The sequence below is a fragment of the Acinetobacter sp. CY73 genome (assembly GCF_059515865.1).
The window spans coordinates 53,082-70,099 of record NZ_JCAKMZ010000018.1; the positions used below are offsets into that span (position 1 = coordinate 53,082).

The 17,018-nt window shown below is 38.5% G+C and carries 11 protein-coding genes and 2 pseudogenes; 4 read left to right on the forward strand and 9 right to left on the reverse strand.

The genetic code is table 11. From position 1 onward, the window contains the following. Window positions 1-62 precede the first annotated feature (62 nt). From AC5YD2_RS09965 to efp, 4 genes are all read right to left on the reverse strand, one after another. The gene (locus AC5YD2_RS09965) at window positions 63-1,079 is read right to left on the reverse strand and encodes a 2-dehydropantoate 2-reductase (protein ID WP_496126187.1); all 1,017 of its coding nucleotides are present in this window, start codon (window positions 1,077-1,079) and stop codon (window positions 63-65) included. A gap of 262 nt (window positions 1,080-1,341) precedes the next feature. Beyond that, entirely contained in the window at window positions 1,342-1,644 is a 303-nt protein-coding gene (locus tag AC5YD2_RS09970) for a YbdD/YjiX family protein (RefSeq protein WP_496126188.1), read from the reverse strand. Further along, a complete protein-coding gene (locus AC5YD2_RS09975; protein ID WP_496126189.1) occupies window positions 1,641-3,734 on the reverse strand; it encodes a carbon starvation CstA family protein in 2,094 nt (697 codons plus the stop codon). Before AC5YD2_RS09975 ends, AC5YD2_RS09970 begins: the two co-directional genes overlap by 4 nt. Before the next feature lie 174 nt (window positions 3,735-3,908). Continuing rightward, a complete protein-coding gene (gene efp, locus AC5YD2_RS09980; RefSeq protein ID WP_496126190.1) occupies window positions 3,909-4,478 on the reverse strand; it encodes an elongation factor P in 570 nt (189 codons plus the stop codon). A gap of 70 nt (window positions 4,479-4,548) precedes the next feature. Between efp and epmB the strand changes: the two genes are divergently transcribed. Genes epmB through AC5YD2_RS09995 form a run of 3 tightly spaced genes read left to right on the forward strand, consistent with a single transcriptional unit; the run spans window position 4,549 to window position 9,490 of the window. Then, the gene (gene epmB, locus AC5YD2_RS09985) at window positions 4,549-5,565 is read left to right on the forward strand and encodes an EF-P beta-lysylation protein EpmB (protein WP_496126191.1); all 1,017 of its coding nucleotides are present in this window, start codon (window positions 4,549-4,551) and stop codon (window positions 5,563-5,565) included. Window positions 5,566-5,576: 11 nt separating this feature from the next. Continuing rightward, window positions 5,577-7,334 (forward strand): cyclic-di-GMP receptor FimW-related protein, encoded by a 1,758-nt coding sequence (locus AC5YD2_RS09990; RefSeq protein WP_496126192.1) that lies wholly within the window; start codon window positions 5,577-5,579, stop codon window positions 7,332-7,334. Continuing rightward, the gene (locus AC5YD2_RS09995; protein ID WP_496126193.1) at window positions 7,316-9,490 is read left to right on the forward strand and encodes an EAL domain-containing protein; all 2,175 of its coding nucleotides are present in this window, start codon (window positions 7,316-7,318) and stop codon (window positions 9,488-9,490) included. The genes AC5YD2_RS09990 and AC5YD2_RS09995 overlap by 19 nt, the downstream gene beginning before the upstream one ends. A 124-nt stretch (window positions 9,491-9,614) precedes the next feature. On the opposite strand, the gene rpmE is transcribed toward AC5YD2_RS09995, so the two are convergent. From rpmE to AC5YD2_RS10015, 4 genes are all read right to left on the reverse strand, one after another. Next, window positions 9,615-9,839 carry a 50S ribosomal protein L31 gene (gene rpmE / locus AC5YD2_RS10000; protein ID WP_496126194.1) on the reverse strand — a complete coding sequence of 75 codons (225 nt, stop codon included), beginning with the start codon at window positions 9,837-9,839 and terminating at the stop codon, window positions 9,615-9,617. Between the two features lie 279 nt (window positions 9,840-10,118). Then, window positions 10,119-11,090 (reverse strand): bile acid:sodium symporter family protein, encoded by a 972-nt coding sequence (locus AC5YD2_RS10005; RefSeq protein WP_496126195.1) that lies wholly within the window; start codon window positions 11,088-11,090, stop codon window positions 10,119-10,121. Between the two features lie 216 nt (window positions 11,091-11,306). Continuing rightward, entirely contained in the window at window positions 11,307-11,708 is a 402-nt protein-coding gene (gene gloA / locus AC5YD2_RS10010; protein ID WP_496126196.1) for a lactoylglutathione lyase, read from the reverse strand. A 47-nt stretch (window positions 11,709-11,755) separates the two neighbouring features. Then, the gene (locus AC5YD2_RS10015) at window positions 11,756-13,906 is read right to left on the reverse strand and encodes an AmpG family muropeptide MFS transporter (protein ID WP_496126197.1); all 2,151 of its coding nucleotides are present in this window, start codon (window positions 13,904-13,906) and stop codon (window positions 11,756-11,758) included. 185 nt (window positions 13,907-14,091) lie between these two features. Here AC5YD2_RS10015 and AC5YD2_RS10020 point away from each other — a divergent pair. Continuing rightward, window positions 14,092-16,636 (forward strand): annotated as a pseudogene (locus AC5YD2_RS10020) (Lon protease family protein); the annotation flags it as partial. A gap of 156 nt (window positions 16,637-16,792) precedes the next feature. Here AC5YD2_RS10020 and AC5YD2_RS10025 read toward each other — a convergent pair. Further along, a pseudogene (locus tag AC5YD2_RS10025) lies at window positions 16,793-17,018 on the reverse strand (IS982 family transposase); the annotation flags it as partial.

A 17,018-nucleotide genomic window follows, 5' to 3' on the forward strand; every position in this document is an offset into this window, starting at 1 on the left:
ATTTAATCAAATTTTGAATTATGAGATACCGCGCTTCTAGATTTATAAAAATTGAATTCAGCTCATGCTTCAATCTCTAATAAATGCCGTTTTAACTCTTGGCTGTCAATCGCTGTGTAATGCTGTTGTTGCTCAGCTTTTTTGATCAAAGCAACCAGTTTTGAATTGATCGGTGCTGTTTGACCCAATTGATCAGCAAGTCGTATCACTTCACCATTTATCCAATCAATTTCAGTGGGTTTTCCTGCATTTAAATCATCTTGCATCGAGGAGCGTGCTAGTGGATCTATAGCCAGCATTTTCCGACTAATGATGTTAAAAAGGAAATTAGGAAGATTTAAAATTGCAGGAATAATTCGGGCAGGAACAGCCGTCAACTGTGCAGGTTTAATTTTAGCAAGCTCAAGTAATTTCAAGGTTTCTTTTTGAGCCATCGCTAAGCATTGTCGATATGCTCGATTTGACAATTGCTTTTTCAAAGGTTGTCCTGAGAGTGCATTCACAGCATTATTTAAATTAAGTAACACTTTCGCCCATTGCACTGCGAGCATATCGCTAGAAAACTCAATAGGAAGCTGTGTATGTTCAAATTGAGCTTTTAACCCATCTTGCTGTGCAAAGGATTTTACATATAAAGCACCTTCGCTACCTTGATGAAAATGCCCTTCGCCTTGAATCGATACATTAAAAGGCACCATCCCTTCCAAAATTTGATGGTTTGGCAAGATGCTTTTTAGAATCCCAACATTACTTACACCATTTTGAAAACTGATCAGGATACATCTTTCCGAAAGACCTAAAGCTCTGAGCTCTTCAGCAACTTGCTCGGTTGCCGCGGATTTGACACAAACGAAAATAATGTCTACGCCTAATAAATCCTGTGCGCTTAGCGTTAAATTTAAATCTTCAGCAGTAATATAATCTTCTCTGCCCTGATAATCGGTGAGCTTTAATCCTTTTTTTTGCAGTGATGTATACATATTTTCTCGGCATAGAAAAAGTACATTCACACCTTGACTGGCTAAACAGCCACCGAGATAACACCCGATTGAGCCTGCACCATAAATACCAATTTTCATGTTTAATCCATTTTAGCCATTCTTATTATGAAATCGAGTATAGATGAAAATGATCAAAGAACTTGTCACATAAATGACGAATGAGTTTTTTCCCCATGGCATAAATTATTTCAAAATTCTATTTTCACTCTCTAAATACCCCATTTTATGCTCTTAAACCAGAACTTAAAAACTGCTCAATTTAGTTCAGTCACAGATTCTTAAATAATCACGAAAAATAAAAAACGGCACCGAAGTACCGTTTTATTTAAGCCCATTTAGATCAACAAGGACACTTTTTCATGCCATTTGTTGCACTTGGATAACGTGCATCGACACAGTAACGATAGAAGGTTTTAGAGTCCATTGCCTCTAAATCAGGATGATGCTTTGCCATATGTTCAAGGTAAGTCTGATAATCAGGAACACCGACCATCAAACGAAAGCTTTGCTGTAAACGCTGCCAAATCAGTTGAATGGTTTTAATGCCATTCAACATCAAAAACTTCTTCGGCTGAGCCAACACTGTGAACTTGATGATCTTACCTAGCGCAAGCTTTTGACGAATTTGATCTTTTAAACTCATTTGCTTTCTCCCACTGGCACTTCATCAGTATAAATCGCTTCAGATTCGTTGACAGATGGATTTGGATTTGCCAAGGCTTTACGAATCACTTTAATCGCAGCAAATAACATGACAAATGCAACGATCATAAAGAACGCACACAATGCAGCATTAATTTGATTCGATAATGCGACAGTCTGCATTTCAGCAATGGTTTTCGCAGGTTTTAAAATCTCATTATTGGCAATTGCTGTATTAAAGCGATCCGCTTGTGCCAAGAAACCAATTTTTGGATTTTCGTGGAAAATCTTCTGCCAACCCGCCGTCATTGCAGTAATGAATAAGAAAACAGTTGGGATAATGGTGACCCAAACATATTTTTGCTTTTTCATTTTGAATAGAATCACGGTACCCAGCATCAGTGCCATAGCAGCAAGAATCTGGTTACCAATACCGAAGAGTGGCCATAAGCTGTTGATACCACCCAATGGATCAACCACACCTTGATAAACAAAGAAGCCCCAACCCGCTACAGCAACTGCGGTACCAATCAAGTTACCGACAAATGATTTTGAGTTTTTCACCGCTGGAACAACGATACCTACAGTATCTTGAACCATGAAACGACAAGCACGGGTACCCGCATCTACTGCGGTTAAAATAAATAATGCTTCGAATAGAATTGCAAAATGGTACCAGAATGCCATCATTTCACGGCTGTTGAATACTTCTGTAATGATGTGTGCCATACCAATGGCAAAGGTCGGTGCACCACCAGTACGCGAGAGAATCGTACTTTCACCGACTTCTTGAGCAAGTAAAGTTAAAGCTTCTGGTGTAACGACAAAGCCTAAATTACGTACTGCCTCGGATGCACTCTCAACTGTTGTACCAATCACCGCAGCTGGGGAGTTGATCGCGAAATAAACGCCTGGATCAAGAATCGTTGCACAGATCATGGCCATGATTGCTACAAAAGACTCCATCAACATACCACCGTAGCCAATCACACGAATGTCTTTCTCGTTGTTGACCAACTTAGGCGTTGTTCCAGATGAAACCAAAGCATGGAAACCTGAAATCGCACCACAGGCAATGGTAATAAATAAGAATGGGAATATTGAACCTGAGAATACAGGACCTGTACCATCGACAAATTGAGTCATCGCCGGCATTTTAAGTTCAGGCATGGCAAAAATAATACCAATGGCTAGACCGGCAATCACACCAATTTTTAAGAATGTAGAAAGATAATCACGTGGTGCTAAAAGCAACCAAACCGGTAAAACTGACGCAATGAAACCATAAATGATCAAGGCCCAAGTCAGCTGAGTCCCTGAAAGTGTGAATAATTGGCCCCAATATGGATGTTGCGCAATATTTTCACCATAGATAATGCCAAGCATCATCAATACAAAACCAATAATCGAAACTTCTGCAATTTTACCTGGGCGAAGGTAACGCATATATACGCCCATAAACAAGGCAATCGGAATCGTTGCAGCAATACTGAACACCCCCCATGGGCTATTCGTTAGTGCTTTCACGACCACCAATGCCAGTACAGCAAGGATAATAATCATTACCCCCAATGCACCGAGCATGACAATAATCCCTGCAAAAGAACCCAGTTCTTGTTTTGCCATTTCACCTAACGATCGACCATCGCGACGCGTTGAAATAAACAACACCAAGAAATCTTGCACAGCACCTGCGAGCACTACACCAACGAGCAACCATATTGTTCCTGGTAAATAACCCATTTGCGCTGCAAGAATAGGACCGACCAATGGGCCTGCACCTGCAATTGCGGCAAAATGATGCCCAAACAAAACGCTTTTGTTGGTCGGAACATAATCCAAACCATCTGCTAAGCGATGTGCTGGCGTCAGTCTTCTGGCATTGAGTTCAAAAACTTTATTTGCGATAAACAAACTATAAAATCGGTATGCAATGCTATATACACAGATGGCAGCAAGTACCAACCAAACTGCGTTGACGTGTTCACCACGACTTACAGCCAAAATACCAAATGAAACGGCGCCGAGGATGGCGACCATTAACCATATTATTTTCGAAGTCATGGTTAACTTCGGTTCTATATGTTCCATATAAATACACCCTCATATTTAATGCATTCAGAAGCTTCAATTTTTATACTTTAGCGTGACTTCTGTATTCCCTTGCAACTCTACTCTTCTCATTACCCCATTCATCTAAGACTTTGGCATAAAAAAAAGGGATGATTTTCATCACCCCTTCGATAATAGTCTATACATCAACCATTATGCACGCTCTAAATAGTCACCCGTACGAGTATCTACACGAACGCTTTCTTCTTGCTGAACAAACAATGGAACACGTACAACAGCACCTGTTTCAAGTTTCGCTGGTTTACCACCACCGCCAGAAGTATCACCACGCACACCTGGATCAGTTTCAACGATTTTTAAAACAACAAAGTTTGGTGCACTTACAGACAATGGAACACCATTGAATAGCATAATTGTGCATTTTTCATTTGAATCGTCTTTCAACCATTTTGCAGCATCACCCATTGCTGTTTTATCAGCAGTGATTTGCTCAAAAGTAACTGGATCCATGAAGTTCCAAAGTTCGCCGTCGTTGTAAAGGTATTCCATTTCAACTTCAACGATATCCGCACCTTCAAGTGTTTCATTCGATTTGAACGTTTTTTCTAATACTTTACCCGTTTTAAGGTTACGTAATTTTACACGGTTGAATGCTTGACCCTTACCAGGTTTCACATATTCATTTTCCATGATTGAACATGGGTTGCCGTCAAGCATTACTTTAAGACCTTGCTTAAAGTCATTTGTAGAATAATTGGCCATGGAAGGCTCGCTCCAAACTTACTAACTTAAATCTATTAATGCTAGACTAGCATCATTTTTTACACGTGGCATGATAAACTATTTGTATCAAGAGCAAAACTGGCAATCTCAACTCAGTCACTTAATTACTGATCCTTTAGAGTTGCTTGAAGTGCTTCAGCTTTCACCTGAACATTTATTATCAGGTGCAATACTCGCCTCTGCACAGTTTAAATTACGTGTTCCTCGTGCGTTCGTCGAAAAAATGAACCGTGCTGACCCATTTGATCCCCTACTATTACAAGTTCTACCCCATCATTTAGAATTAGAAGAGCACCCTGATTTTGTCACTGATCCCTTAGATGAGGAAGCAGCGAATCATATTCCTGGTGTACTGCATAAATATTCTTCCCGTTTTTTACTAACCTTAACGGGTGCGTGTGCGGTACATTGTCGTTATTGTTTTAGACGCCACTTTCCCTACCAAGACAATCTACCAAAATCCGATGATTGGTTAAGTATTCAACGCTACCTAATAGATCAAACTGCGATTAATGAAGTGATATTGAGTGGCGGTGATCCACTTACCCTGTCTAATCGCAAACTGGCTCAATGGATTGAAAGACTTGAATCTATTCCGCATATTCAAACGTTAAGAATACATTCTCGTGTTCCAATTGTGATTCCAAATCGTATTGATGATGAGCTGATTACCTTATTAAAAAACAGTAGGCTACGTGTTATTCTAGTGGTACACTCGAATCATGCTGCTGAACTTGATGATTTCACCTGCTCAAAACTCAGTTTATTGACCGAGCACAATATTTTAGTGTTAAATCAAGCAGTCATACTTAAAGGCGTGAATGACTCTGCTAAAACCTTAATTAATTTGAGCTATCGCCTTTTTGAGGCGCGTGTTATGCCCTATTATTTACATGTATTAGACAAGGTTAAAGGCGCACAACATTTTGATTTAAATGCTAAAGACATTGATCAGATTTACAAAGAAGTTTTGGCAAGTTTGCCAGGGTATTTAGTTCCGAAACTCGTTCGGGAAATTGCGGGAGAAAAAAATAAAACACCGCTTTTTGGAGTTGCAACATTTTAGAGACTCATTCAATGAATCAATTACAAATTTCTGAAATTTTTCATTTTCCCACAGTATTATCCAGAGAAACATTGAGTTTTTCTGAAGCGAATGTTGAAGCACTTTCACAATGGGCTTCTTCACTTTCAATTATGCAATTGGGTGATACTTCAGAAGCAGTATTTAAAGCATTGTATGAAATTGCTGAGTTAAATTGTTCTGAAACTTTAAGATTTGATTTAATTCAGACGCTCCATCCTATTATTGAAAATGTCTTAGTAAGCCTTGAAAAAAACTTTCTCAATCAAGGCTTATTTCATTCAGATCGTAGTAAACATATTATTGAATTGACCACACGTCTAAGAACTTATTTTGCTGATATTTACATTGATATTGCACAGCGTTGTGAGCAACAACTAAAACAACAAAAATTTTCATTGTTTAAATTTACCGAAAAAAAGAATCTTAAAACTGCGCGCATTCTTTCAACATACTATGCACTTGAACAGTTGGGACTGTTATTGGTTCAGCAGCAAATGCTGTACAGCTCTGCCCTGTCCAAACAGTGGCTGATGACACATACACTGTATGACTTAGCGCTTAAAAACCAAGAGTTGCTGATTAATATTAATCAATTGCAAGGCACAAATTACGCTATTCGCAATATTCAACAAGCTTATGTTCAAGTTTTATTACTGGAAATTTTTAATACACATCAGATTCGTCCATCTGAAATTTATGCTCTGTATCAATGTAGCTTTGACTGGGCGCAGATGATAGAAATTGCTCCTCGAGAAAATTCGTTATCACGTTATATTATTGATCGCACTAAAGACCATCCCCCAGTCTATAATCGTAAACAACATGAAAGTTTCAAGCCCGATCTTTTTATTTCGACACAGACCTTACTTGAGCATATAAATCTTACTATTCAAAAAGACAATGAATATTTGTCCAAAAATGAAAAAGTCTATTTGAGTGCGCCTTTAAAATTTCATGTACAAAACGTACTGGGTTCAACCATTGAACGTCAACATGAGCGCTACGAATATTCAGCGCAACTACACATGTGTTTTAGTTTATTGGCTGCTCATTTTTATTTGTCGAAAGCTAAAAACTTCGATGAAACGCTTCAGCTAAATCATCATTATGATCTGCAATCTGAATCTAATATTCATGCCAAAATTGCAAATGTTCAAGATGTTTCACTGAAGAAACAGGTTCAAGTCTTAGATCGTCAAGCTAAGCAGCTCTATCAGAGCCAAGTTTTGGACATCAGTATCAATGGTTATCGCGTTCGCTGGTCCAATAAAGAAGCGCCTCAAAATTTACGGACGGGCGAATTTATCTTAGTCAGTGAAAATTTCCAAAATAAATGGAAAGGCGGGGTCATTCGCTGGATTAAACAATCGGTGAATAAGTCTTTTGAATTAGGTTTAGAAATTTTAGCTCAAGATATTTATCCATGTGCTGTAAAAGTACTGAATGACCGAAGCAATGCGAATTTCCATCCTTGCCTACTGGTACAGGTTCAAAATTTAAATAAAAACGAACGCTCTTTAATTTTACCAAATCTACCTTTCTTTAAAGAACAGCAAGCAATTTATTTGCGCTTAGGCGATCAAGACATTAAAGTGTATCTTATTAAAACACTTACAATTACACAAAGCTTTGCACAATTCGGTTTTGAACTGATCAATGACGAGCAACAACCTTTAATTGATCAGTTTATTCAGCAACAATCTTTATTATCAAATAATCAGCAAGATGTATGGGAAGCATTAAAGTGAAAAATTTATTGTTATCAAAAAAGCTCAAACGTTCAGAAACGCGAATTCTGATCATTGATGATAATCAAATTCGCTTTAATGAAATTGAAGCTATATTTAACAAACATAGTCACTCAATTAAAACATTATTGCTAGATGACATTAAGAATTTTGAAAAACAACTCAATCAAACTTGGGATTTGATTATCTTTGGTCGTGCCTATGATATTCGAATCGAACAAGCTTTAGCGCTGATTCAAGCAACCTCCGAAGTGAATACACCAGTTCTTTTGCTTGAACGAGATAATTATTCCAAAGAACAATATCAGTCTTATATTCATAGAGGGATTTATGACATTGTGAAAACCAATGATCATGAAGCCTTCTACATTAGTGCCGTTCGAGCACTTTCATTCAGTCGTGCCTTACAATCACAACATTTCCTACTTGCTGATTTAGAAAATGCTAAACTCCAGAAACAAGAGTCTGTGATTGAAAAAAATAAAGCGATTGCCGTCATTCAGGAAGGCATCCATGTTCAAGCGAACGCAGAGTATCTAACACTTTTCGGTTTAGCCCATGAAGATGACATTATCGGTATGCCGATATTGGATATCCTTCAACCTAAAAATGTGAACGATTTTAAGACTCGTTTTAAAAAAATCGCGCAAGGTCAATTTGAATTCGGTCGTTTTGAAATTGAAACAGTGAATGTGAATGCTCATTCCAGTAATCCTTTGAAACTCGAGTTCTTAGCAGCTCAAGAAGAAGACGCTTTACAAATCACCGTTGAAACAGAAATTTTGACTCAAACCATCAGTTCTACACATGCTGAGCCGAGTCAAAACCAATCTGTGATTCAAAAAATACAGCGTTTCATTAAGAACCAACCAGCCAATGCAAATGCACTGGTTATATTTAGTTTATCAAGTTGTCCTGACAGTATTTTAAGTTCTGATTGGTTTACCTTTAAAAATTACTTTGAAAAACTCTCAGATTTCATTAAAGAGCAGACCAGCTCAACAGTTTTTAAAATAGAAACTGCATTGTATGCGACTGTTTTACAGGCTGAGTCTGAAGAAGTTCTGACATCACGCTTAACTGGCTTATCATCACTTGAAAAACCGCAATTGGTTGAAATCGGTGATCAAACCTATCAACAAAGCGTTCGTTTAGGGTATAGCTTCTTTGATCTTCAACAACTGGATGACGGTAACTTTTTCAATTTAATCGAAACTGCTTACAATACTCGTCTACCTCAAAATACTTTGAGTACAAATATTTGCTTAGATGAATTAGATACACCCTCTATTCCAGATGTTACACCTGTGATTGCAAAGTCAACGTCACCAAAACTTTCACTTGAGCCAATGGGTACTCAAGCTGAATCGCAAAGTTTGGTTGAACCTGTCATATTTAATGAATCACCTGTTTTAAGCCAAATTCAAAAAGCTTTAGACAAAGGTGAAATTTTATTAAAATATCAGCAGCTTTATGACAAACAAGATACCAATTTAAATACCTATGAAGTCACCAGTGGTGTCATATTTGAAAATAAATGGACTAAACTCGGCAACCTTTCAGAATTAGATCTAGATCAAGCACTATCGATCAAAGTGGATCGTTGGATCATGGTAGAAGCGTGTAAACAATTACATAATTTTATTACTCAGTATCCGTCTGCCAAATTAATCATCAACTTAAACCGTCACACGCTTTTAAATGATCGACAATTATGCTCTTTGGTATCCAAGTTAATTACCATTGTCGGTAGCCACGAAGAATGTCCCCTCATTTTACAATTCGATGAAGACGATATTTCGAAGAATTTAATTGAAGCGAAAAAATCTATTGAGATGTTACGTGATCATGGCGCTCAAATTTCAATCCGCGGATTTGGCAATGGACTATCATCTGAAAGCATCTTAAAAGATATTTCTATCTCATACGTTAGATTAGATGATCATTTCACTGAAATGCTAAACAACGATTCAGGCTTACAAACAGTTCAAGAGAAATTGGAGCTATTTAAAGAAATCCAAGATGTTGAATTCATTCTGCCAAACCTGAATGATATGGGCACATTTGCAAATGCATGGAATGTGGAAGCTCGTTTACTCCAAGGTGATTACTTCCAGAAGAAACTTGATCATTTAACCGATGTACAAGACCAATAAAGTCTTGTTTAGCATACGACTTACAATATTTAATCAAATTTTAAGTCATTGTGTGCCTCATGTTATACACAAAGATGAGGCACAAAAAAACAGGCAATTGCCTGTTTTTTTTGATTTTGCAGTATTAACGTTTGATAGAACGTGACATACCAGCAAAACGTTGTTTGAATTTGTCGATACGACCGCCAGTGTCAACATTCTTCTGTTTACCAGTGTAGAATGGGTGGCAAGCTGAACATACGTCAAGATAAAGAGTTTCTTTACCAAGAGCAGAACGAGTTTCGATTACGTTACCACATGAACAAGTAGCAACTAAAGTTTGGTATTTTGGGTGAATATCGGCGCGCATGGTCGATTCTCCATAAGAGTTAAGAAGGTTTAGCTGTCATCGCAATTGATCACTCTCAAATGAGGAAAGCACATTAATTTGCATTAATGGCAGATCAACACCACAACAGACCATTCTTTTGGCCCACCGAGACGGATACCGTCAGAGCTAAGCACAACAAGTTGGGACATATTATAGCGGATAATGATCTATTAATAAATAGATCCCCTCTTCTCAGTTCAATCTAAATCAATGCTCAAAATTTTCGATTCAGCTATCGACTAATGAGTAACGAATCTCCTAATTTTGATCGCTTTGCTTTGACCAATAATTCGCGATCATCCCACAGACCATCAGTTGAATTTGGTGAAAGATCATAATCGGTAATAGAATCATACCGATGGGTTGCCCTATAAATAGAATCTGTGCCATAGGCACGCCACTAGCCAAGGTCTTCTTGGATCCACAGAAGAAAATAGTTTTCTGATCAGCACTATTAAAACCCAACCATCTAGGGATATAAAGGCTCAAAAACATAATCAAGGTCAATAAGACTGAACAAGCAAGAATTAATAAAAACAAGGTAGACATACTGACTTTTGACCATAATCCTGCAACCACTGCACTACTAAAAGCGCCATAGACCACCATTAAAATAGAACCTTGATCAAATACTTTGACGATCTTGGGCTTTTTTTGCATATATGGGAAAACATAAGGTCTGAGAATCTGCCCCAATATAAAAGGCACCAATAATAACAAGGTGATCTGTATGATGGATGATGTTGGATCAAAGCCATGACTGGTTTGCCCCAATATAAAAAAAGCCACCATGATCGGTGTAATAAACATCCCTATAATATTTGAGAATGATGCACTACATACTGCTGCGGCTACATTACCGCGAGCCACGGAAGTAAAGGCTATTGAGGACTGCACTGTCGACGGTAGAAAACACATAAACAAAAAGCCCCAATACAGTTCTTGTCCAAGCATGGGCACTAAAATCGGCTTGGCTAACAAACCAAGTAGGGGAAACACTGCAAAAGTAAGAGCAAAAACTAAGCTGTGAAGTTTCCAATGTGTTAAACCTTGCATGACGGCTTCACGAGATAACTTTGCGCCATGCAAAAAAAATAATATCGCAATCGCTGCAGTAGTAATTACACTGAAAATTCCAGCTGCTTGCCCTGAAACAGGTAAGATACTCGCAAGTATGACCATCACAAATAAAAGTATGGTAAAACGATCAAGTGCCAATAGCTTTAACATCACATCATCCCTAATTGTTCTTTACTCACTTCAATTCAAACAGAGTAGAACTGAATCATCGTTTGATCGCATCAAGTTTAACAAACAACCATATCAAAAAACCTTTAAATAAAAACGCAGTGAGTCTTTCAACTCACTGCGTATCACTTTAGCTTGTTTTAAATATTGAATAACATCAAATATTTAATAAAAACAGCACTAAAGTCAGGTCTAGACTTAGTTATCACGTGCAAATTTATCTTGTTGAATTAATTCGACCTTATAACCATCTGGATCTTCTACAAACGCAATGACAGTCACACCACCTTTCATTGGACCTGCTTCACGGACAACCTTACCACCGCGAGCTTTGATCTGCTCACACGCTTGATAAGCATCGTCTACGGCAATGGCAATATGGCCATATGCATTGCCCAGCTCGTAGCTTGTAGTGTCCCAGTTATGCGTTAACTCTAATACAGTATTGTTTTCTTCATCACCATAGCCCACAAAAGCCAAGGTAAAGCGACCTTCTTCATAATCACGTTTACGAAGTAAAGTCATACCGAGTACTTCAGTATAGAATGCCAATGAGCGCTCTAAATTGCCTACACGTAACATGGTATGTAACATACGCATTAAAATCACCTATTTCCAAAATTAAGTTTTAAAATAAAACTCTAAAATTAAGTTTTTTTCATCTGATTTAATAACTTAGCTACCCAAATCACTAAAAGTAAAATCGGCAGACCCATTAAGAAAGTCATGAAGAAAAATGTTGAATATCCAAAGTTTGTCACGATTGTACCCGAATAACCACCGATCATTTTAGGTAATAACAGCATTAACGAGCTAAAAATCGCATACTGCATTGCCGTGAATGAAACACTGGTTAAACTCGATAAAAATGCAATAAATACGGCTCCAGCCAAGCCTGATGCCATATTATCGAAAATGATGCCCATCACCAGCCAAATTTTGCTATAAGGGACGATAACTTTTCCTTTTAATTCAACATCGTCAGCACTAGTCAGATCAACCGCTGACAACTCCGCCATACTCATTCGTGATTTTGGCTGTACATTTTGATGTACTGTGAATGCATGTGTGGTCTGTAACGTTGTTTTCTCTTGATTAGATTCGATGGTTGCAAGTGATTCAAGTTGTTTCTGACCATCAAACTGTGTACCGGGTATCACCACACTCCAGCTATTTTTATCGATTTTGGCATCTATCGGTTTTTGATCGCCAAATTTGACTTGCACCTGATTTACCTTATCGCTTTCAGATACATTCGAGATAAGACCTCGAACAATCACATCTTTCGTTCGCTCATCTTGATACAGTTGATTATCCCCACCAATCGCTTGTACATAAATCTGAGCAGGTTGAGTCGCATCAAAGGTTTGTACAGGGATTGCCAATTTTAGACTGTGATCAAAACCATCCGGTTGTGAATACACCTGAATCTGATCTACATTTTGGAAACTTGAAGCAGGCAGTTTTAACGTCCAATTTCCTACTTCATCGGGCTGAACCTTTAAGCTGTGTTGCCCTACTTGTAGATTGACTTCATTCATCGAAGGACCCGATTTGACCAGTCCTACAAAGATCAAATTAGTGGTACTTGCGATAATGGCACCGACCAACATCATTTTCATGATGTTAAAACGCTGTGCCATTAAGCCACCAAGGAAGCCACCTAAAATTACAAAGAAGATCGCAAAAAACTTGTTAAACCAAGCGATTTCTTCTTTATCGAAATTCAGGTCTAAATAGAATAAGTTTGCAACTACACCCGCAACAATATCTGAAATACGATAAAAACCAATCAGCAATAAAATCGCTAGTGCTACTTTTAAACCATACCGTTTAAAGAAATCTAAAATCGGTGAAAGCCATGTTTCAACCACAATTTTCTGATCAATCAATTTGGTGCTGGTTAATGCAAAAACCACTAAGCCAGCGGCTGCAATACTGCCAACAAAACGAAGCACTTGAGCGAGGAAACTTAAAAATGCATCATTAATCGCAAATTGCGTAATCAAGCCACCGAATTGGATAAAGCTAAATACAAACACTACTGTAGATACGATAAAGACAATAAACAGCTGTAAATAATCCTTCGCTTGATAGTCATTTTTCTTTTGCTCTACAACAGGCTCATGAATCACTAACGTCGTGATCAAGCCGACTAACATTAATCCTGCCATTAATAGATAAGTTGATTTCCACGCTTCATAGATGTAATTACCCATGGCTGTACCCATGGATGCTGCAAAGAGCAATGCACCCAGTTGGGTAATAATCGTTGCAATACGATATCCAGCATTATAGGTCGAAGCCAATACCGTCTGAACATTGGCATCTTGCGTAAGCTCAATACGGTATGCATCTACAATAATATCTTGTGTTGCGGAGCTAAAGCCTAAAAATACTGCTGAAATCGCCATGAAAGTCAGGCTTGGTATTGACCAAATATCCCCGCCATGTACGCTCGGATCCGTAAATGCCATCATACAAATGGCAATAGTCACCAAAATTTGTGAGACAAATAACCATCCTCGTCTTTTCCCCATTTTTTGAGTCAAATAAGGTAAAGGTAAACGGTCTATTAATGGCGCCCAAATAAACTTAAAGGCGTATGCCAATGCTGCCCATGAAAACATGGTAATGGTACTTCGTTGAATCCCCGCCTCGCTCAACCAAAATGATAAAGTCGAAAAAATCAGAAAAATCGGAATCCCTGATGAAAAGCCCAAAAAGAGCATGATCAAAGCGCGACGATCTAAAAAAGCAGTAAAGGCTGATTTCCATCCGGAAGTTTGTGATGTCATTGCGTTATTATTTTCAGCAAAAATTAATTAATGCTATTCAACTCTTTAATGCCAAGGGATTCAATATTTTTTATGCAACCATTGTGCTGATTTTGAATTTTTTTCCTGTAACTTCACTTGATATTTTCTCCTAACCCTGTATACCTTTAATTTTCAATTGTACTTTATAGTTTTGGATTTCAACTGTGACCCAAAGACACGATCAAATTAACACGAATGCTTTAGCTAAGACTCCAACCCTCAAACCAACAGCAGACATTGTTAATCCTTTTCCCACAGTATTTGAGCAAACGGAAATTCAACACACCTTGAATCAAACAGCATTAAAACCTGAACAATTGACCCATATACCGAATACCGCAAAGATTCCAGCATCAACCAAAAGAATTAAACCGCTGAACAATTTTTTGGGTCAAGATCGAGCAAAGGCTTCTGTCGAGGCAGGCATTGCTTTGCCTTATTCTGGTTATAATATTTTCGCTGTCGGCACAGCAGGCTTAGGTAAACGCACAATGATCAAGCGTTTACTGCAACAACATGCGAAAACCATGGCAACACCAAATGATTGGGTTTACGTCAATAATTTTAAATTTGCACGTAATCCAATTGCCCTTCAGTTTCCTGCTGGACAAGGCGCTAAATTTCAAACGATGTTGCATCAAACATGGCACATTATTTTTAAACAACTTGAACGTCGTTTTAGCGCAGAAACCTACCATAACCGCATTGAAAAAATTCGTGTCGCGACTGGCAATGAACAACAATCTGCGCTGATTGAATTAACCAAAGAAGGTTTAGAGCTTGATTTAAAACTGATTAATCGCGATGACGAACATTGCTTTATCCCGACACATTATAAAGATGACAAAGTGCAAGAAATGTCTCAAGAAGATATAAATGCATTATCCACTAAAGAACGTTCAGAGATTGCTGCAAACATCCGTTACATGGATAAGAAGCTAGAGCGTTTGGGATTACAAATCGGTGATTTGGAAGATGAAGCACGTGATTTAGTATCTGAGCTGAATCGTGAAATCGGTAAACAAGTTATCATTCCACGCATGGAGTTAATTTTAAGTAAATTTCCAAATATCACTGGCTTAGAACAATACCTAAAACTTTATGCCGAAGATATGATTGATAATGTTGAAACGGTACTCGAACAGGAAGAAATTGATTTTTCTCCATCCCAATTCAATCGTGTACCTGCACGTTATCAAGCCAATGTAGTCATTAGTAACAAAGCCAATTCTGGTGCTCCTGTTATTTTTGAAGACTTTCCAACCCATTACAATTTACTGGGTCATGTCGAACAGCTCACTCAAACAGGAACAATCAGTACAGACTTTAGCTTAATCCGCCCTGGCGCATTACACCGTGCCAATGGTGGATTCTTAATGCTCGAAGCTGAGCAACTATTAGAACAACCTTATGCATGGCAAGGTTTAAAACGCGCCCTAAAATCAGGTCAACTCAAACTGACGTCTTTAGAACATATGCTGACCCTAACAGGTAGCATTTCTATTGAACCTGCGTCTATTCCTTTAGATGTCAAAGTGGTTTTACTTGCTGAACCTGAAATTTACTATGAGATTTTAGAAGTTGAGCCAGAGCTGGGTAGCGTGTTTAAAATCCGCGCGGACTTCACCGATACATTACAACGTAATGACGAAAATGAACAAGCTTATATGCATCTGATCGCTGACTATGTGCAATCAGATAAGCTTTTACCATTTGATCGTTCAGCTTTAGCTGCGCTCCTCACGGATTCAAGCCGTCAAGCTGAAGATCAAAGTTCGTTGTCATTACATGCTTCGACCTTGGGTGACCTCATTCGTGAATCACATCACCATGCTTTTAAAGCGGGCGATACGATGGTGACCGCTGAGCATATCAATACGGCATTGAAGCATCGCCAATACCGCCTAGGTTACTTACGTGAATTATACTGGCAGGATTTATCTCGTGGTACACAACTGATTGAAACCCGAGGACACCGCTTAGGTCAAATCAATGCCTTATCTGTGATTCACTATGCAGATGTTGAATTTGGCCTACCTTCTCGTTTAACGGCTTCGGTCTATCAAGGTGGCGGCGATATTCTCGATATCGAGCGTAGTGTTGAACTGGGCGGATCTTTGCATGCTAAAGGCGTGTTATTGATGTCATCTTTCTTAAAAGCACACTTTGGTCGTGAACAAATCCTGCATTTCTCTGCTGCCCTCGCCTTTGAACAAAGTTATGGTCAAGTCGATGGTGATAGTGCAACTGTTGCAGAACTGTCTGCACTTATCTCTGCAATCAGCCAGCTTCCAATTGATCAATCATGGGCCATTACAGGTTCGATGAACCAGTTGGGTCAAGTACAACCGATTGGTGGCGTGAATGCAAAAATTGAAGGCTTTTATGACGCTTGTAAACTTCAAGGCTTAACGGGCAAGCAAGGTGTGATTATTCCTAGGCAAAATATGGATCACCTGATGATTCGTCAGGATGTGATCGATGCTGTGAACGCAGGTCAGTTCCATATTCATGCCATTACCAATATTGCGCAAGCACTCGAAATTTTGATGGCGCGCCCTGTCGGTACACTCGATAAAAAAGGTCGTTACACCAAAGGCTCGATTTTCGCGGCAGTTATGGATCAATTGGAGTATTGGCAAGCCATTGAAGATGGTGCTGAAATTGAACCACCCAAGAAAAAGAAAAAAAAGAAGAAGAAAAATAAAGACAAAAAGTCTGATGCTGATTCGACTACAAACTCTGAACAAAAATAATGTTCAATGCTGTTTAAATAACCCTTAAGCATGATTTAATAATAAGCCCTGAACTTTTCAGGGCTTTTGTTATTTTTAAGGCGAAAATAGTAAATAACCCGAATCCTGCTTAAGCCGATGAATCAATAATTTGAATAGTTGGCTTATTTCGATGGGTTAATTGATATGCGCATAGCGAGGCGTAAATCCCACTTAGAAATCCATGAATGCTACGTGCTTTACTCGTCACTAAATTGTATTGCCCTTTCAATAAGCTGAATAATGTTTCTATCTTATTGCGCTGTTTTAAGTGATATTCATCTGGCGCACTGAGCTCAACAGACCGCATGTTCTTT